The sequence below is a fragment of the Flavobacterium flavipallidum genome (assembly GCF_038289905.1).
GTDB classification, from domain to species: Bacteria; Bacteroidota; Bacteroidia; order Flavobacteriales; family Flavobacteriaceae; genus Flavobacterium; species Flavobacterium flavipallidum.
This window is the reverse complement of the sequence record NZ_JBBYHU010000015.1, coordinates 12,002-31,373: the sequence shown is the minus strand read 5'-3', so window position 1 is coordinate 31,373 and position 19,372 is coordinate 12,002. Positions and strand designations below refer to the sequence as shown.

18 protein-coding genes are annotated in these 19,372 nt (G+C 33.4%); 12 read left to right on the top strand and 6 right to left on the bottom strand.

The window, feature by feature from the left end; translation table 11 throughout:
• Window position 1: 1 nt before the first annotated feature.
• Window positions 2-1,546: a PepSY-associated TM helix domain-containing protein gene (locus AAEO59_RS08960; RefSeq protein WP_341700397.1), complete on the top strand. Its 1,545-nt coding sequence runs from the start codon at window positions 2-4 to the stop codon at window positions 1,544-1,546.
• 77 nt (window positions 1,547-1,623) lie between these two features.
• Here the strand turns inward: AAEO59_RS08960 and AAEO59_RS08955 are convergent, their stop codons facing one another.
• Window positions 1,624-2,739, bottom strand: a complete 1,116-nt coding sequence (locus AAEO59_RS08955; RefSeq protein ID WP_341700396.1) for a sensor histidine kinase — start codon at window positions 2,737-2,739, stop codon at window positions 1,624-1,626.
• Between the two features lie 209 nt (window positions 2,740-2,948).
• Window positions 2,949-3,635: a response regulator transcription factor gene (locus tag AAEO59_RS08950; RefSeq protein WP_341700395.1), complete on the bottom strand. Its 687-nt coding sequence runs from the start codon at window positions 3,633-3,635 to the stop codon at window positions 2,949-2,951.
• Between the two features lie 178 nt (window positions 3,636-3,813).
• On the opposite strand from AAEO59_RS08950, the gene AAEO59_RS08945 reads away from it, so the two are divergent.
• The 8 genes from AAEO59_RS08945 to AAEO59_RS08910 all read left to right on the top strand — a co-directional run bounded on the left by AAEO59_RS08945 (window position 3,814) and on the right by AAEO59_RS08910 (window position 12,520).
• Window positions 3,814-6,564 carry a TonB-dependent receptor gene (locus tag AAEO59_RS08945; protein ID WP_341700394.1) on the top strand — a complete coding sequence of 917 codons (2,751 nt, stop codon included), beginning with the start codon at window positions 3,814-3,816 and terminating at the stop codon, window positions 6,562-6,564.
• 203 nt (window positions 6,565-6,767) lie between these two features.
• Window positions 6,768-7,880, top strand: a complete 1,113-nt coding sequence (locus AAEO59_RS08940) for a hypothetical protein (RefSeq protein WP_341700393.1) — start codon at window positions 6,768-6,770, stop codon at window positions 7,878-7,880.
• 99 nt (window positions 7,881-7,979) lie between these two features.
• Window positions 7,980-8,318: a T9SS type A sorting domain-containing protein gene (locus AAEO59_RS08935; RefSeq protein ID WP_341700392.1), complete on the top strand. Its 339-nt coding sequence runs from the start codon at window positions 7,980-7,982 to the stop codon at window positions 8,316-8,318.
• Between the two features lie 99 nt (window positions 8,319-8,417).
• A complete protein-coding gene (locus AAEO59_RS08930; protein ID WP_341700391.1) occupies window positions 8,418-9,398 on the top strand; it encodes a LuxE/PaaK family acyltransferase in 981 nt (326 codons plus the stop codon).
• A gap of 78 nt (window positions 9,399-9,476) precedes the next feature.
• Entirely contained in the window at window positions 9,477-10,055 is a 579-nt protein-coding gene (locus AAEO59_RS08925; protein WP_341700390.1) for a Crp/Fnr family transcriptional regulator, read from the top strand.
• Between the two features lie 162 nt (window positions 10,056-10,217).
• Window positions 10,218-11,075, top strand: a complete 858-nt coding sequence (locus AAEO59_RS08920; RefSeq protein ID WP_066327368.1) for an SDR family oxidoreductase — start codon at window positions 10,218-10,220, stop codon at window positions 11,073-11,075.
• A 39-nt stretch (window positions 11,076-11,114) separates the two neighbouring features.
• Window positions 11,115-12,134 (top strand): VOC family protein, encoded by a 1,020-nt coding sequence (locus AAEO59_RS08915; RefSeq protein WP_341700389.1) that lies wholly within the window; start codon window positions 11,115-11,117, stop codon window positions 12,132-12,134.
• A gap of 5 nt (window positions 12,135-12,139) precedes the next feature.
• Complete coding sequence (locus AAEO59_RS08910; protein WP_341700388.1) at window positions 12,140-12,520, top strand: putative quinol monooxygenase; 381 nt, start codon at window positions 12,140-12,142, stop codon at window positions 12,518-12,520.
• Between the two features lie 90 nt (window positions 12,521-12,610).
• On the opposite strand, the gene tyrS is transcribed toward AAEO59_RS08910, so the two are convergent.
• The gene (gene tyrS / locus AAEO59_RS08905) at window positions 12,611-13,903 is read right to left on the bottom strand and encodes a tyrosine--tRNA ligase (RefSeq protein WP_341700387.1); all 1,293 of its coding nucleotides are present in this window, start codon (window positions 13,901-13,903) and stop codon (window positions 12,611-12,613) included.
• 220 nt (window positions 13,904-14,123) lie between these two features.
• Here tyrS and AAEO59_RS08900 point away from each other — a divergent pair, with 220 nt between their 5' ends.
• Window positions 14,124-15,116 carry an NAD-dependent epimerase/dehydratase family protein gene (locus AAEO59_RS08900; RefSeq protein ID WP_341700386.1) on the top strand — a complete coding sequence of 331 codons (993 nt, stop codon included), beginning with the start codon at window positions 14,124-14,126 and terminating at the stop codon, window positions 15,114-15,116.
• Here the strand turns inward: AAEO59_RS08900 and AAEO59_RS08895 are convergent.
• The 3 genes from AAEO59_RS08895 to AAEO59_RS08885 are packed head-to-tail and all read right to left on the bottom strand — an operon-like array spanning window position 15,113 to window position 17,753.
• On the bottom strand, window positions 15,113-15,673 hold the full coding sequence (locus AAEO59_RS08895) for a DUF4296 domain-containing protein (RefSeq protein ID WP_341700385.1): 561 nt from the start codon (window positions 15,671-15,673) through the stop codon (window positions 15,113-15,115). The genes AAEO59_RS08900 and AAEO59_RS08895 overlap by 4 nt on opposite strands.
• 3 nt (window positions 15,674-15,676) lie before the next feature.
• A complete protein-coding gene (locus tag AAEO59_RS08890) occupies window positions 15,677-17,017 on the bottom strand; it encodes a dihydroorotase (RefSeq protein ID WP_341700384.1) in 1,341 nt (446 codons plus the stop codon).
• A 10-nt stretch (window positions 17,018-17,027) separates the two neighbouring features.
• Window positions 17,028-17,753: a polyprenol monophosphomannose synthase gene (locus AAEO59_RS08885; protein WP_341700383.1), complete on the bottom strand. Its 726-nt coding sequence runs from the start codon at window positions 17,751-17,753 to the stop codon at window positions 17,028-17,030.
• Between the two features lie 104 nt (window positions 17,754-17,857).
• Here AAEO59_RS08885 and AAEO59_RS08880 point away from each other — a divergent pair, with 104 nt between their 5' ends.
• Together AAEO59_RS08880 and AAEO59_RS08875 are read left to right on the top strand one after the other, a co-directional pair.
• Window positions 17,858-18,529, top strand: coding sequence for a DUF4271 domain-containing protein (locus tag AAEO59_RS08880; RefSeq protein ID WP_341700382.1), 672 nt, complete (start codon window positions 17,858-17,860; stop codon window positions 18,527-18,529).
• Between the two features lie 14 nt (window positions 18,530-18,543).
• On the top strand, window positions 18,544-19,293 hold the full coding sequence (locus AAEO59_RS08875) for a uroporphyrinogen-III synthase (protein WP_341700381.1): 750 nt from the start codon (window positions 18,544-18,546) through the stop codon (window positions 19,291-19,293).
• Window positions 19,294-19,372 lie beyond the last annotated feature (79 nt).

The window sequence follows — 19,372 nt, the reverse complement described above, 5'->3', positions numbered from 1 at the left end:
CATGAATAATAGAAACTACAATATATTTTTTAACCTCCATACTGTTAGTGGTATTGTAATTAGCGTCATACTATTTATCATCTTTTTTGCAGGTTCTTTTTCATTTTTCAGAGATGATATTGCTTCTTGGGAACGCGGAGAATCGGCTAGTTTATCAAAAGGCATCCAAATAGATTACAACCGCGCATTAAAAACCTTAGACAGCATTCATGATTTGCGGGGAAGAAAAATCAGTATTTACCAACCACATAACGAAAAAAAAGTCTCCTTTAGTCTGGAGGCGACTAAAGACAGTTTAGCTTCTAAAAAAGCCCGTGAAGCACAATTCCTATATCTTGACAACACCACTTATAAAGCAGAAACCTATACTGAAACTTACAGTCTGGGCGAATTCCTATACCGACTACATTTTTTAGCTCAAATTCCATATCCGGCGGGCTATTATTTAGCAGGATTTACAGCCTTATTTTTCCTATTTGCCACCGCTACAGGTGTATTATTGCATTGGAAAAAAATTGTATCCAATTTTTATGTCTTTCGACCAAAAGAAAAATTAAAAACTTGGTGGACTGATGCGCACACCTCACTAGGAATTTTAGGACTACCTTTTCAATTTGTATATGCGGTAACAGGAGCCTTTTTTATGATTAAATTATTAATTGTGGCGCCTAGTGTACAATTACTTTATAAGGGAGATGAATCAAAATTATACCAGGAATTAGAATATAATACTACTGAACTCCCTTTTGAAAATCAAAAAATAAAACAATCATACGACATTAGTCAAATGATAAGTGACACAAAAAAACAATGGAAAGATTTTGACATCACACACATAGAAATTCAAAACTACGGCGACACCAATATGCATCTCCTGGTTGAGGGAGAAGCCGCTTACGATAAAAAATTTACAGGAATTGGTAAAATAATTTATAAAGTAGCAAGCGGAGAAATTGTATTTAAGAAAGATCCTTATGCTAGCAGCAGCTATCTAGATAGTGTAAAAAATGTACTGTATCGTATTCATTTTGGCGATTATGGCGGTTATGGCTTAAAAATCTTAAGCTTTATTTTGGGAATTCTAAGCTGTTTTGTCATCATTTCGGGAGTAATGATTTGGCTGGTTGCCCGTGACAAGAAAAATATGCCTGAGAAAAAAAGACGTTTCAACGAAACTGTTGTTCGCTTCTATCTCGCTATTTGCTTAAGTATGTTTCCGGTTACAGCACTCAGCTTTATCATCGCAAAGCTATATTATCCATTAGCTCAAAACACTACTTATACGGTATTTTTTATAAGTTGGTTATTATTAAGTATCTTTTTTATTCTAAAGAAAAACAACCATTTTACAAATCAATTTTGTCTGTTTTCAGGAAGTATTTTAGGTTTTTTAATTCCTGTTGTTAACGGAATTAAAACCGGAAACTGGTTTTGGATAAGTTATACTAACAATCATTTTCAAATGTTCTTTGTAGATGTTTTTTGGATAATTCTTTCGGCTATTAGCTTATACGCGGCATATAAATTGAAAACTAACTCTAAATAATAAATGAGGCTTTCACATTAATCAGAAAGCCTCATTTATTTATATTCTTTTAGAAAGTAAAAACTTGTATTTGAACTTTACTCCTCTTCTTCTTCCTCAATTTCTTCAAGTATTTCTTTTCTTTCTTTCTTTTCTTTATTTACTGCCTTTTCGATAGTAAAAGAAAATTCAGAACCTACCCCAAATTCACTCTCTACATAGATTTTTTCTTTATGGGCTTCAATAATATGCTTTACAATGGCTAATCCTAAACCTGAACCTCCTTCGGCTCTGGAACCGCTTTTGTTCACCCGATAGAAACGTTCAAAAAGTCTAGGAATATTTTGTTTTTCAATTCCTTCGCCATCATCAGTTATTCGAACTAATACTTTTTCCTTTGTCAAATTCACAACTGCTACTTCAGTAATACCATCTTTTTTACCATATTTAATAGAATTTACAATCAGGTTTTCAATAACTTGCTGGATTCTATCCTTGTCTGCACGAACAAAATTAGGACGGATGTACTCGTTTTCAAAAGACAGCGTGATTTTCTTCTTATCAGCTTTCATTTCTAATAAGTCAAAAATATTGCGTATCAATTCTACAATATCAAATTCGGTAATATCTAAATTTAAATCTCCTGACTCTAATTTAGTGATCATATCCAAATCTTCTACGATATATATAAGACGCTCCACTCCTTTGTCGGCTCGTTTTAAATATTTTTTTCGGATTGCTTTATCTTCCATGGCACCATCAAGCAAGGTAGAAATGTACCCCTGAACGGTAAAAAGAGGCGTTTTTAATTCATGTGAAATATTACCTAAAAATTCCCTGCGGTATTCTTCACGAACCTGAAGCATTTCAATTTCCAACTTTTTATCGGTAGCAAACTTTTTAACCTCACGGGTCAAAGTTTCCATATCAGTGGTGATAGGCTGATTGATAAGTGTACTGGATTCTAATAAGGAAACATCGTCGTAGATTTTCTTCACCCTTCTATAAATGAAACGTTCCACACGATATTGTAATACTAAAAAGGAAAATAAATAAATAGCCATGGCAAACGTAATTCCAAAAAGCCACAAACTTTTTGCATTAGCATGAAAAATGACCATTGCCGAAAAAAGAACAAAAGCGGTAGAAAAAAGACTAATATAAAATGCCGACTTTATGGCAAACTTGTAGGTTTTTTTAAAACTTATTTTCATTTATTCATTTTATTCTTAAATAATAACAACCTTATCTTTCTTTTTAGCCCTATAAGTCAGAGACGTTTTTTGTCTTAGGCTTATTAGAAAAATATAACTTTTAAAAAAAGAAAAAAGTCTAACTAATATTACTATCAGTCAAACTTATATGTCTTATTGGGTTATGACAAATATTTTTTTATCTTAAACTATAAGTTCTTTTTGAAAAACTATACCTCAAACTTATAACCTACTCCTTTTATGGTTTTAAAAAGCTCATCACCTATTTTCTCTCTTAGTTTTCTAATGTGAACGTCGATGGTTCTTCCTCCTACAACCACTTCATTACCCCAAACTTTATCTAAAATTTCGTCGCGTTTAAAAACCTTTCCTGGCTTAGAAGCTAACAGATAGAATAATTCGAATTCTTTTCTAGGTAAAGCAATTTCAACATCATCTTTAATAATCTTATATTCTTCTCGATTGATTTCGATACCACCCACATTTAATGTTTCACTATCCTGCTCACCTGCTTCCTTAAGTCTTCTTAGTAAAGCTTTTACTTTACTAACTAATAATTTTGGTTTAATAGGTTTTGTGATATAATCATCGGCTCCGGCATCAAAACCAGCAACCTGAGAATAGTCTTCGCTTCTGGCTGTCAAAAAGGTGATGATAACTTCTCTTAATTCAGGAATATTTCTAATGTTTTCACAAGCTTCCATTCCATCCATTTCTGGCATCATCACGTCCATAATAATTAAGTCTGGCAACTCTTTTTTGGCTTTAGTAATTGCTTCTTTTCCATTAGAGGCCGTCACAATTTGATAGCCTTCCTGCATGAGGTTATAACCAACAATCTCTAAAATATCTGGTTCATCATCTACCAGTAAAATCTTTGTATTTTTCTTTTTCATAATCTAGCAAATTTTCTTTTGCGATGTAAATGTAACAATAAAAAAACTGCATAAAAGTCCTGTTAACCGTAATTTAAAGAGATAACAATTTGGTAATACTAGAGCAACACAAAGGTAATACCTCGTTAACATCAACTTTACAAAGCTAGCATTTCTTTGCAAAAAATTTAAACAAATTATGAAACTTAAATTATTCATTCTTACACTTTTTATTACAACACTTAGCTTTGCTCAAAGTAAAGGTACGATTTCAGGGGTAATAACAGACAAAGATTCCAACAATGAAACATTGCCTTTTGCAAATGTTAATGTAAAAGGAACCAAAGTGAATGCAACAACAGACATAGATGGAAAATACAGTATCAATATCGCTCCTGGAGATTATATTGTGCAATTTTCATTTGTAGGCTACGAACCAAAAGAAGTCTCTGTAAAAGTTACAGCAGGAGCTAAAATTGTAATGAACCAAGCATTATCATCTGGAGCATATGCACTGAAAGATGTAGAGGTTAAAGCAACCGTAAACAGGCAAAAAGAAACTGCTTTGTTATTAGAACAAAAAGAAGCGGTTGAAATCAAACAAGCCATTGGTGCTCAGGAATTATCCAGAAAAGGGGTAAGTGATGTTGCTTCTGCGGTTACTAAAGTAAGTGGAATTACTAAACAAGAAGGATCAGGAAGTGTATTTGTAAGAGGTTTAGGAGACCGTTACAATGTTACAACTTTAAACGGTTTACCATTACCTTCAAATAATCCATCTAACAAAAATATCCTTTTAGACATTTTCTCAACTGATATCGTTGAATCGATAGGAATCAGTAAAACATTTGAATCACAAAATTACGGTGACTTTTCAGGTGCTAATGTTGATATTGTTTCTAAAAAGATGAGTGGAAATCCTTTTGTTGAATTAGGATTAGGAATTGGAGGAAACTCTAATGTTTTAAAATTAGACCATTTTTATTTACAAGACGGCCCATCTTATTTGGGTTTCAACCAAGTCAAAACTCCAAGCAACCCTTTATTACCTTATAATTTTGCAACTAGTTGGGACAGACAAGATAGAAAATACAATTTAAACAATAACTTTTCTATTTCAGGAGGAAAAAAGTTTAATGTAGGCGAAAACGGAAGTATTGGTACATTTATCACAGCCGCTTTTGATAATGACACTAGATACAATGAAGGTGTTTATAGAACAAACATTACTGCTCAAGGATCTGCTAACAGTGATTTCTTTAAAAAATCATACAAATACAACACCAATACAACAGTAATGGGAAGTGCTAATTACAAAATTAACACTAAAAACGCTCTATTATATACTACCTTATTTTTAAACTCAACATCACAGGATTACAGTGAATTTGAAGGTAAATACATAGAATTCCCAGGAAATGACCAAATAGGTTTTATTAAACGCGGAACTTTTGACAAAACACAGTTAATTGTTAACCAATTATTAGGTAAACATGAAATAAATGACAGATGGAATACTAACTGGGCTATTGGATACAGCATACTTGACAACACCATTCCAGACCGTATGCAAAACACATTTGTACCAGACGGAGACGGTTCATCTGTATATACTTTCTTTAAAAACTCGAGTATTGATAACCACAGATATTACCAGACATTAACTGAAAACGAGTTATCTGCTAATTTATCTGCTAGTTATAAATTTGCTAAAAATAATGAAGAATACAAAGGAAAAGCTACTTTAGGCTATTCTGGAAAAATGAAAAATGTAGATTTTAACTCTCATCAATACTCCTTTTTCCCAGAAGCAAATTCAATATTTTTCACTAGAGAAGGCTTCAACCAAACAGACCTATATTTAAGCAGTACTTATTTTGATTTATCAGATGGTGACACATCTGATAAACTTGATCAATTTTACGAAGGTCATTTGAATATCCATGCTGTATTTGGTAATATTAAATATGATTTTACAGATAGATTATCTGTAATTCTAGGAGGTAGATTTGAGCAAATTGAACAATATGTATTTTACAAAAGCTTAGATGCACCTGATGGAGCAGGTAGAACTTATGCACCAGTAAAATTTTTACCTAGTATCATTGCTAAATACAAATTGAACGATAAGCAAAACTTAAAGTTTGCTGCAAGTAATACTTATACTTTACCTCAATTTAAAGAAAAAGTAAAAATTCTTTTCCAAGAGGTAGGTCAAAGTTTTGAAGGAAACAATAAATTGTATGCCTCAACAAACTACAATGTCGATTTAAGTTGGGAATTATACCCTAGTTCAGATGAATTAATTTCGGTAACAGCTTTTGGTAAAATAATTCAAAATCCTATCAACCAAATGTACACCAACTCTTCTTCAGGAAACATCACTTATGCCAACACTGGAGACAAGGCAACAATAGCCGGAATTGAAGTAGAGTTCAGAAAAAATATTTTTGAAATAGAACATGATAATTTAAAAGATAAATTAGCTTTTGGATTCAATGGATCTTACATGTATCAAGATCAAGATTTAAGTAATGAAAAGGTAGTTATCGAAAACGGATTTGGTGCTAATTTTACTTTTAAAAATTCAAAATTAACAGGAGCTTCAGATTTTCTTGCAAATGCTGATGTATCCTTTACAAAAGAATTCAAAGAAGACAGAGATATCACAGCTACTTTAACTTACGCCTATGTATCAGATAAACTGGCAGTTATTGGAACTCAAGACAGAGGAAACCTTGTAGATAAAGCAATCAACAGATTAGACTTTATATTCAAATCCAATATCAATAAACATTTAGGAATTGGACTAAACTATAAAAACATTTTAAATCCAGCTTACAGAAGAGTTGCTGAACAAAGTAAAGCAGCTGTAAAAAACCCAGATGTATTAGCAAGCTCTTACAAGATAGGTTCAAATCTTAGTTTATCACTAAGTTACAAATTCTAAAGCAATAAAATCAAAGCATAATAAAGAGGCAATTATAAAATATAGTTGCCTTTTTTTTTACTCCATTAAATTATGTTAAGTCAATGTTACTAGATGTAAAAAATAAATCAAAATACTTAACAACAATGTAATAATGACTTAACCGAGTAAAAACATTCCATGCTTTACTTTGCGGTGTTAATAATAAACAACAAACAAAGAAAATGAAAAAATCAATTTTAGCAATATTAGCTATTGCAAGCTTAACTTTCACAAGCTGTAGTAATGACAACTCAAATGAGGCATCTAGTTCATTTCAAGTAAATGTAGATGATTTAAAAGGTGAAATTACAGATGGCACAGTAACATTAGACGCTAACGAAACTTACACCTTAACAGGTGGGTTAATTGTAAAATCTGGAGCTACTTTAGTTATTCCTGCAGGAACTACAATCCAATCTGATCCAACAGCTGACGCAGCAAAATCTAAAACAATATTTGTTGCTGTTGAAAGAGGTGCAAAAATTTATATCAATGGTACTGCTGCTAAACCAGTTGTAATGACATCTGGAAAAGCTACTCCTGCTCAATCTGACTGGGGTGGATTAATTATCTGTGGTGATGCAAAAGTAAACACTGGAGACAATGGAACATCTGAAGTAGGTAGTTTACTTTACGGAGGTAACAATAATGCTGATAACTCAGGATCTATCACTTATTTAAAAATTGCTTATACTGGATCTAAATTCTCTGATTCTAAAGAATACAATGGAGTTTCTTTCTTTGGAGTAGGTAGCGGAACTACAGTATCTAATATTTACGCTTTTGAAAGCGGTGATGACGGAATTGAATTTTTTGGAGGTGCAGTTAACGCTTCTAACTTACTAATCATCAATTCTTATGACGATTCATTAGATTTTGCTGATGGTTACCAAGGCACTATCACAAATGTTTACATTTCTGGAGTTACTGCTGCTGGAGTTGAAGGTTCTAATAATGCTGCTAATGATATCAAAGAACCAATGACAAATGCTAAAATTAACAATATCTCAATCTATAAAGGATCTGATGCTAAATTTACAGCTTCTGAAAAAGCAATCAACTTTAAAGAAGGTGGTGGTATCGAAACTTACACTAATTTATTTGTAGGTAGTGATATGCCAACTACATTTGCTAAATTAGACACAAACACTGGTGCTACTGCAAGAATTGCAGCTGGAGATTTCAAAGTTAACGGTATCAACTTTGTAACAGCTAATAATACAGTTGCTACTTATGTTTCAAACCAAACAGGTGCTACAACTTCAGCATTTGCATGGACAAACTACTTCAACTAAGAAGCAATTATCTTAATATAAAATGCCTTCCATTCGGAGGGCATTTTTTTTTGGCATACTATTTGATTTTTTGTATATTTACTAATCAAAATCAAGCTGATGAAGAAAAACTACTTTTATAGTATCCTTTTAACGGTTTTTTTCTGCTCTCTAAGCCTCAAAGCTCAGGAAACTAAGCAGCAAGCTAACCCTAACGCCCCCACTGTAATTGAAGGTTTGAATTTGTACCCAAATCCTGTTACTACTGGAAAAGTTTACATTTCAACCAAAAATGACGGTGAAAAGGACATCATTATATTTGACTTATTAGGAAAGCAAGTGCTACAAACCAAACTAAGTTCCAGAGAACTCAATGTATCTAACCTTACTCCGGGTGTTTATATCATCAAGATAAACGAAGATAACGCAACTGCAACCCGTAAATTAATCATAAGGTAATTTAGAAAAAATCATAAACTAAAGGCTTCAACTACAATTGAAGCTTTTTTTATTGGTAAACAAACCGCTTTTAATTTATACCTTTGCAAAAAAAACTTCTTGGTTACAACTGCTGACATCTTTACTATTTCAAGCCAAAAGCAATTTGAAAAAATAGCTTTAAAAGTGTTCCGTTATCAATATGAAAACAACTTAGTATATCAGGAATTTTGCAACTTTTTAAAAACCGATGTTCAAAAGGTAAAATCACTCCAACAAATTCCGTTTTTACCCATTCAGTTTTTTAAAAGCCATAATGTAGTTTCAAATTCTCAACCTATCCAAACTACTTTTACAAGCAGCGGAACTACCGGTATGATAACAAGCAAACACCTGGTAACTGATGTAACGCTTTATGAAGAAAGTTACCAAAAAGGTTTTGCTGAATTTTATGGAAATATCGAAAACTATGTCGTTCTGGCGTTGCTTCCGTCTTATTTGGAAAGAGAAGGCTCTTCGTTAATTTATATGGTCGAAGATTTAATTAAGCTTTCTAATAATCCTGAAAGCGGTTTTTACCTGCACAACCACGATGATTTGATTAAAAAATTGATGGAACTGGATGAATCGGGACAGAATGTAATTTTAATCGGAGTTACTTATGCCCTGCTCGATTTAATCGAGAAACAAAAATTCCAACTCCAAAATACCATTATAATGGAAACTGGAGGTATGAAAGGCAAAAGAAAAGAAATGATTCGCGAAGAACTACACGAACAACTTTGTGCCGGTTTTGGTGTTTCATCTATCCACTCTGAATATGGAATGACCGAACTACTTTCACAAGCTTATTCCCTAGGCGACGGAATTTTCGAATGCCCTGCCTGGATGAACATCCTAATTCGCGATACCGAAGATGCTCTTTCTTATGTTTCTCAAGGAAAAACAGGTGGAATCAACGTAATAGATTTAGCTAACATTAATTCCTGTTCTTTTATTGCCACGCAGGATTTAGGCAAAAAATATCCCAACAACTCTTTCGAGGTATTGGGACGTTTTGATAATTCAGATATCCGTGGTTGTAATCTAATGGTAGTTTAATAATTAAATTTCAACATTTTCAAACTGATGAAACAATCCAATTAATAATTCGGAAACTTTTATCTAATTTTACAAACTATGTATGAAATTTTCCAAAAATATCTTGACGAAAAAACGACACTGACAAAAGCAGAATCAGAACTTATACAGTCGTATGCAATTATTAAAAAATTACGTAAACGACAATATTTACTTCAGGAGGGTGATATCTGGAAATACAATGCTTTTATTACCCGCGGCTGTTTACGCACTTATTCCGTTGATGAAAAAGGAACTGAACATGTAAATAGTTTTAGCATCGAAAACTGGTGGACAGGAGACAGGGAAAGTTTAATGTTCCAACAGCCATCCCGCTTTAACATAGACGCTATTGAAGACAGCGAATTAATCTTATTTACACAAGACAATTTTGAGCTTTTGTGCAGAGAGATTCCAGCCTTTAACAATATGGTAAATGCTATACTGCAAAAAAGTTTTATTGCAGCACAAAACCGAATTCAGGCATCGCTTAGTTTTACAGCAGAAGAAAAGTATCTTAATTTTATAAGCAAATATCCCGGATTTGCTTCGAGAATTCCTCAAACTATGATTGCGTCTTATCTTGGAATGACACCGGAAACATTAAGCCGTATAAGGAAACAAACGGCAAAAAAATAATCAATACATCAGGAGCTTTTCAGCTCCTTTTTTTATGTCTTTTCAAAACACTTGATCTGGATCAAGTTTTTACTTATTTCTAATCAATGCCCAGGTTTTGCATTCTGCGCAATTTTGTAATGTTCAAAAGAAACAATATAAACATTATAAAAATTAGAAATCATGTCAAAAACAATTTTCATTACAGGTACAAGTACAGGCTTTGGTAAACTTACAGCTATTACATTAGCTAATGCAGGTCATTCAGTAATTGCAGGAATGCGCAATACAAAAGATAAAAATGCTGAAGCTGCAAAAGAACTTTCGCAACTTTCAAACATTGAAGTAGTAGATATTGATATTACAGATGATGCTTCGGTAAATCTGGCCTTTGAAAAAGTAATTAATAAATACGGTAAAATTGATGTCCTAATCAATAATGCAGCCGTAAGCGGGTTTGGTCTATTAGAAGGTTATTCAATCGATCAGATTAGTAAAATGTTTGATGTCAATGTTTACGGAGTACTTCGCACTTATCAGGCTGTGCTTCCTTCTATGAGAAAAGAAAGAAATGGTCTTATCATCAACATTACTACTGGTGCAAGCGGTCATACACTTCCTTTTATGATTCCTTACATTTCTTCAAAATTAGTCGTAGAAAGCATTACTGAAGGCCTGCAGGATGAACTTGCTGATTACGGAATTGAAAACGTAAGCATTCAGCCTGGTGTATATCCTACAGAAATGAATAATGGTTCAAAAGCGGGTATCCATGCCGATAAACAGGAAATCTTAGACCAATATGGTACTGCAGCTACAGAAAAATTCAATGCATTAGGAGCTTCACTTTTTGGAAAAATGGCTCAGTTTGAAATGAATCCGCAAACTATTGCTGATGGAATACTGGAATTGGTCAGCATGAAAAAAGGAGAACGCCCTCTTCGTTTTCCACTTGATGCCATTGCTCAGGGAACAGATAAAGAATTTATTGAGGCACGCGCTACTATTAAAGCAAAATGGCTGGCAGCTTACAGTAATTAATTCTCTTAATAATAATTTAAAACACAATACAATTAGATCATGAAAACAAATAATAAAACAAATCAGAAATTACAAACCTCTGCAATTGCCTTACTGAATTTAGTGCTGTTCTTTTCAGCTTCAGAAAAGGCAGAAGCTCAAAATAGCGCAAATATAGTTGGCATAGACCACGTAGGAATAAATGTGCCGGATCTGAATCAGGCGATAGGATTTTTTACCAATGTACTGGGATTTTCTCCCGTTACCACACTAGGACCGATTCCTTTAGATGACGTTTGGAAAAAAACAAATCAGATGCAAGCCGCAACGGGTCCCGTTACCATAAAAATGATACAAGCCGGTACAGGTGCCAATATTGAATTATTCGAATATAAAGATAATAAAGGCAGTACAAAACATCCCGGAGGAGATGATATAGGAGCAAGTCATATTGCTTTTTATACAGATGACATCAACCAAAGTGTTGATTATTTGAAAAGCAAAGGCGTTCAGTTTCTTGGCGAACCCTTTCTAATGCCATCGGGTGACACAGAAGGCGAAAGCTGGGTCTATTTTTTAACACCCTGGGGTTCTAAAATGGAATTGGTATCCTATCCAAATGGTAAAGGTTACGAAAAAAACAAACCTGCAAAACTGTTATGGTCGCCTAAAAATCCTCTTGGGAAATCAAATTTATCCCAAAATAATACGGAGATTTTATCTGAATCGGCAATTCGTTCTTTAGTTGAAACGCATCTTACTATATGGAATGAAAAGAATCTAAAAAAGCGTGAAACTTTAATGAAAAAAGTTTATGCTGATGCTATTGAAATGGTAGAGAGTCATTTCATTGCAAAAGGTCATACCGAAATCAACGGATTTATTGATGAGTTGCATAAAAAAAATCCAAATTCCAGATTTTCTCATATCAAAGCTATTGATGTCAATCATAACATAGCACGACTTTATTGGCAAAATGGTCCATCTGAGAAACCTGATGCCGTAACAGGAATGGATCTTTTCATTTTTGAAAATGGAAAAGTAAGTCGCTTATATGTTTTTGTTGACGATAAAAAATAAATAGCATGAAAAAGATTTTGCAAAACGGGACTTCGACAAGTCATGACAAGACCCAACCGACAGCTATTACAGTGAGCGCTTATTACAGAGTTCATCCAAACGACAGGCAAACTTTTATTGATGCAGTTATACCGGAAATGATTGCCGCAAATCAATTGGAAGGTTGTATTTATTACGCCTTTTCACAGGATCTTACCGATGAAAACACTTTCCATCTCCTGGAAGGATGGACAGATGAAGAAGCCTACGAACGTCACGAAAATTCAGAAACATTTTTAACAGCTTTAAGTACAGTTGTAAAAAATGTACAAATACTCGATCGTCAGGGAGTTCGTTATACTATTTCTAAAACACATATTGATGACCCCAGAGGTAAAGTATCTTAACCAAAACAAACCTTTCTAAAACACAAAACCTGATAACATGATGTCATCAGGTTTTTGATTGAATATAATTTTAGTTAATCTGTTTTCTGATTAAACTACTCTTACGACAAAATAATTTTTCTTTCCGCTTTGTAATAATACAAATTGATTGTTGATTAAATCATTGTTGGAAAGTGCAAAATCTTCTTTTACTTTTTCTCTGTTTACCGAAATTGAATTGGCAGTCAAAGCACGTCTGGCTTCACCATTGGATTTCATAAACCCTGTTTTTTCATTCAAAACAGTAACAATATCAATTCCAGCTTCAATTTCATCACGAGCGATTTCAGCCTGCGGAACTCCGTCAAAAACTTCTAAGAAAGTCTTTTCGTTTAATTGTTTCAAATCATCAGCAGTAGAATTTCCAAACAAAATATTAGATGCTTTAATAGCATTTTCCAATTCTTCGGCCGAGTGAACCATTGTAGTAATTTCCTCAGCCAAACGTTTTTGTAACAAACGTAAATGTGGTGCTTCTCTGTGTTTTTCTGTCAGTTCTTCTATTTCTTCTTTTGATAAGAAAGTGAAAATCTTGATATATTTTTCTGCATCCACATCAGAAGTATTCAACCAATACTGGTAAAATTTGTAAGGTGAAGTTCTCACTGCATCTAACCAGATATTTCCTCCTTCTGATTTACCAAATTTAGTTCCGTCAGCTTTAGTAATTAAAGGACAAGTCAAAGCATATGCTTTTCCTGCTTCAATTCTACGAACTAATTCCGTTCCAGTGGTAATATTTCCCCATTGATCACTTCCCCCCATTTGCAAAGTACATTTTTTATCTCTGTACAAATGCAGGAAATCATAACCCTGAACTAATTGATAGGTAAACTCAGTAAACGACATTCCTTCGGCAGACTCAGAAGACAAACGTTTCTTAACCGAATCCTTAGCCATCATGTAGTTTACCGTAATATGTTTCCCCACATCACGAATGAATTCTAAGAAAGAAAAATTCTTCATCCAGTCGTAGTTATTTACTAACTCCGCTGCATTAGGCGCATCAGAAGTAAAATCTAAGAAACGCCCTAATTGTTCTTTGATAGATTCCTGATTGTGTCTTAAAGTAGCTTCGTCCAATAAGTTTCTTTCGTTTGACTTTCCGGATGGATCACCAATCATTCCTGTTGCACCACCTACTAAAGCTAATGGTTTGTGTCCTGCGATTTGAAAATGCTTCAACAACATCACACCTACCAAGTGACCTATATGTAATGAATCTGCAGTTGGGTCAATCCCCACATACGCCACACGCATTTGTTCTAACAAATGTTCTTCTGTGCCTGGCATAACATCGTGGAGCATTCCTCTCCAAGTTACTTCTTCAATAAAATTTTTCATGTTTTTAATCAATTTACTTTCGTCAATTCAAGGCATTTTAACCTCGCGTGCGCAAAGATAACAATATCAATGGCAATGACAAAAATCAATAACAATGACAATAACAATAAATCAAAAGATAAATTTCAAATTCCAAAAACACACAGCCATTGAAATTTGGAATTTTTAAATTGGAATTTCTTTTTTTGCCATTGAAGTTGAAGTTGATTACATTTACAAAATGATATTAGTTACCGGAGGAACAGGTTTAGTAGGCGCGCATTTACTACTTCATTTAATTAAAAATGGAGCTAATGTTCGTGCTATTTATCGCGATGAAAAAGGCATTCAAAAAACAAAATCCTTATTTCAACATTATAATAAACTAGCTTCATTTGATACTATCGAGTGGGTTCAGGCTGACATTATCGATATTCCTTCCTTAGAAAATGCTTTTGTAGGTATCACTCAAGTCTATCACTGTGCCGCTTTAATTTCATTTGAACCAAAAGACGAAAACAAACTCCGAAAAATCAATATCGAAGGAACTGCAAATATTGTCAATTTTTGCCTTTCCAATGAAGTCCAAAAACTATGTTATGTAAGTTCAATTGCAGCTTTAGGCGATTTAGCCGCACACGAAACCATTACTTCTGAAGAAACCGAATGGAATCCTGAGAAATATCATAGTGATTATGCTATTTCTAAATACGGAGCCGAAATGGAAATATGGCGAGGCCAACAAGAAGGCTTAAAAATTATTATCGTAAATCCAGGCGTTATATTAGGTACCGGTTTTGAAGAACAAGGCAGCGGACAATTAATTAAGCGCGTTGGTGAGGGATTAAAATTTTACACTTACGGAAAAACAGCATTCGTAGCCGTTGATGATGTAGTAAGAATTATGATTCAGCTTATGGAAAGCGCTATTTGTAATGAACGCTTTATTATTATAAGCGACAATATTACCTTTAAGGATCTATTTGACACTATTGCCGACACACTAAAAGTAAAAAGGCCCAGCATTGAAGCTAAGCCTTTTCTATTAGAACTTTATTGGAGATTTTCATGGTTGACCCATCTTTTTTCAAACAAACCAAACAATGTTTCTAAGAATACGGTTCGTTCCTTTTTAAACCAAACGACATTTTCAAATCAAAAAATTAAAAAAACCCTTCAAACTTCCTTTTTGGACGTTCACCAATATATCAGAGATAATTTTTCGGTGCGTTAATTAACAATTTTACCGTTTTTTATCACTACCGATTTCTTAACTGGCACAATCGTTTTCTTTGCCGAAGTAATTTTCTTTTTCAGCAAAAGCAACGAATCTTTCTTTTTGATTTTCTTCAAAGAATCTTTCTTAGCCAAAGCCACTTTTTTAGCGGTAGCTATAGAATCTATCCTTTTCTTTTTAGCTTGATTCAAAGAATCTCTCTTTACCTCTTTTTTAACTAAAGAATCTAAAAGCGCTTTTTTCCTGTCAATGCGCTTAATTACGCTATCATACATGGCTTTATAAGATTCAAAATCAGAAGCATAATAAATATTGTTTTGTGCAAATTGAGCACTATCAACTTTATATTTTCTAAAAATAAATTCCTTTGGATTTACCTTATATTCTTCAGTAGTTGAGGGTTCATTATATTTTATCGCATCAATAAGCGATAAATCATATATAATGTTTTCCATAACTTCTCTATCTATAAGATGTTCAGGCTTTTTAACTGCATCTTCTTTACAGCTAAAAAACAACATTATAAGTGCTAAAAATGAAACCGTTTTTTTCATGGTCTATCTGTCAAATAAAAGTCTTTTACCTGCACGAATATCTTTTACTTTAAAAGCATTGTATACTAATTGTCCGTTTACAAAAGTATGTGTAATTCGAGACTTAAAAGTAAATCCTTCAAAAGGTGACCATCCGCATTTAGCAAAAATATTTTCTTTTTTTACACCCCAAGGCAAACCGGCATCAACAATTACTAAATCAGCAAAATAACCTTCTTTGATAAAACCACGTTTTTCAATTTTGAAAATTTTAGCCGGATTGTGACACATTTTCTCCACAATTTTCTCCACGCTAATTTTCCCTTGATGATAAGCCTCAAACATAGCCACAACAGCATGCTGTACTAATGGACCTCCTGATGGCGCTTTTAAATACGATTGTTTTTTCTCTTCCAATGTATGAGGCGCGTGGTCTGTGGCAATCACATCAATTCTGTCATCTAAAAGAGCTTTCCACAAAGCATCCCTGTCTTTGGCTGTTTTTACAGCAGGATTCCATTTGATAAAATTTCCTTTGGTTGCATAATCATCATTGGTAAACCATAAATGATGCACACATACCTCAGCAGTGATTTTCTTTTCTTCCAACGGAATTTTATTGGTAAACAAATCCATCTCTTTAGCTGTAGAAAGATGGAAAATATGCAAGCGGGCTCCTGTCTTCTTAGCCAGTTCAATCGCTTTTGATGAAGACAAATAACAAGCCTCCTCACTACGAATTAAATGATGTACAGTTACCGGAACATCATCTCCATATTCTTCTTTGTATTTTTCAGAATTGGCTCTAATAGTAGCCTCATCCTCACAATGAACCGCAATTAACATGGGTGTACTCGAAAAAATTCTTTCCAAAGTAGCCTGATTATCTACCAGCATATTTCCTGTTGAAGAACCTAAAAATATCTTAATTCCAGCAACATTCTTTGGATTAGTTTTTAGAACTTCTTCTAAATTATCATTAGTAGCTCCCATCATAAACGAATAATTCGCATAGGATTTCTCGGCAGCCAACTGGTATTTTTCTTCTAAAATTTCCTGAGTAACGGCATTAGGAACCGTATTAGGTTGTTCGATATAAGAAGTAATCCCTCCTGCTACAGCAGCTCTTGATTCCGATTCAATATCACCCTTATGAGTTAAACCCGGTTCTCTAAAATGCACCTGATCATCAATCGCACCCGGAATCAGGAAATTCCCTTCGGCATTTATTATTTTACAATCGGATGATTTTGCACTAATGCTTTCTGAAATTTCAACAATTAAGTCATTCTCAATTAAAACATCGCCCTCAAAAATTACTCCTTCATTTACTATTTTGGCATTCTTAATTAAAACCCTGTTCATTGTTTATCCTTTATAATCTGTTTATTAATTTTTTTAATCGAAGTGCAATTACTCCAAATACCGCTTCTACAATAATCGAATTACTCATCTTAGATTGTCCCTTAGTTCTATCGGTAAAAATGATTGGAACTTCAGAAATTTTAAAATTATTGCAAAAAGTACGGTATTTCATCTCTATCTGAAACGCATAACCTACGAATCTAATTTTGTCAAGGTTAATTTTTTCCAAAACTTCCCTTTTGTAACAAACGAATCCAGCTGTTGCATCATGTATTTCCATTCCGGTAATCATGCGCACATAAACTGAAGCAAAATAAGAAAGCAACACTCTGTTCAATGGCCAATTGACCACATTTACTCCCGTTACATAGCGTGAACCTATAGCCAAATCGGCATCTCCAAAATGACAAGCATTGTAAAGCTTTTCTAAATCATGCGGATTATGTGAAAAATCAGCATCCATTTCAAAAACAAATTCATAGCCATGAGCCAATGCCCACTTAAATCCATGAACGTAAGCTGTTCCTAAACCTGATTTTTGTTTACGGCTTTCTAAAAATAAGCGTCCTTCAAATTCCGTTTGCAACAATCTTACCTTATCAGCCGTATGATCAGGTGAATTATCATCCACTATAAGAACATGAAAATGTTTGTGTTGTGAAAGCGTAGCCCTAATGATACTTTCTATATTTTCAATTTCGTTATAGGTAGGAATTATAACTATGCAATTATTCATATTTCTAGAAATTTCACCGCAAAAGTAACCTTTTTATAGCATTTGTTCCATAATAAAATTATAATAAAAATATTGATACAAAATTTTACTAATTTTGCTCCACTATGACAGAATATCTTCTACATCCAAGAATTACCGAAAGCAAAGACTGGGCAACGGTTTTGTTTGTTTTAGCCTTTGGAATTATTGCCGTTACAAAAGCGGTTTACGGAAATCGCTTTGGTGATTTTATCAATTTAATTTTTTCAGATAAATATTCTAAAGTCTATCGTGATAGTAGCCAGCTTAAAAGCAGTTTTACCATCTCCTTATTTTTTGTTCAGGTCATCTCATTTGCTTTTTTTATTCAAATTTGTCTCAGTATTTTTGGCTATGGTTCAAAGACCGATTGGATTCTGTACATCCAAATAATTACTTTCATCATTTTTTTCATTTTATCGAAGTTTTTAGTCGAAAAAATTATAGCGACAACCTTCAATATTGAGGAATTTGTAGAGCAATTTAACCTTCAGAAAATCACTTACCGAACCTACATAGGAATTATAATTCTTCCTATCAACATTGTTTTGTTTTATTACAACGCTGTATCACAGAATATTCCTATAGCAATAATCGCCATTATACTAATGCTAAGCATAGTAACTTATTGTCTTTCTATAAAAAAATATCAAAATTTAATATTCAGTAAGTTGTTTTATTTTATTTTATATCTTTGCACTCTCGAAATAGCTCCCTATTTTTTCATGTATTATTTGTTTACAAAAGGGAGCGCTTAGAAAAATGTTAAAATATGAAAGTGAAAACAATTTTGGTATCGCAACCAGAGCCTAAAGTAGAGAACTCACCTTACTTTGAACTCCAACAGAAACATAAAATCAAAATTGATTTCAGACCTTTTATTCATGTCGAAGGAGTAAGCGCAAAGGAAATCAGACTACAAAAAGTTGACCTTAACAATTATTCAGCTATTATTTTAACAAGCCGTAATGCTGTTGACCACTTCTTTAGAGTTGCTGAAGAAATGCGTTATAAAGTACCGGAAGGTTTAAAATACTTTTGTCAATCAGAAGCAATTGCTTTCTATTTACAAAAATATGTAGTCTACAGAAAACGTAAAATTTATGTTGGCGCAAAAGATTTTGCTGACATGGCTCCTTTGATTAAAAAATACAAAGACGAGAAATTTTTACTACCTGCTTCTGACCAGTTAAATGCAGATGCACCTCAAACTTTAAATAACTTAAAAGTTGATTGGACACAGGCTACTTTTTACAGAACTGTAATGAGTGACCTTTCTGATTTAGCCGATGTATATTATGATGTTTTGGCTTTCTTTAGTCCTACAGGAATCAAATCATTATACAAAAACTTCCCTGACTTTCAACAAAACAACACCAGAATTGCTGTTTTTGGACCAACAACTCAAAAAGAAGCTTTAGACCACGGACTAAGAGTAGACATAATGGCTCCGGCACCAGGAACACCTTCGATGACTATGGCATTGGAAAAATACATTAATGAAGTAAATAAAGCTAAATAATAGCTAACTTTTTACATATATTTAAGCCGCGAGTTTCGCGGCTTTTTTTATTCCAGTTTCGAAATTAATTTTAAAATCA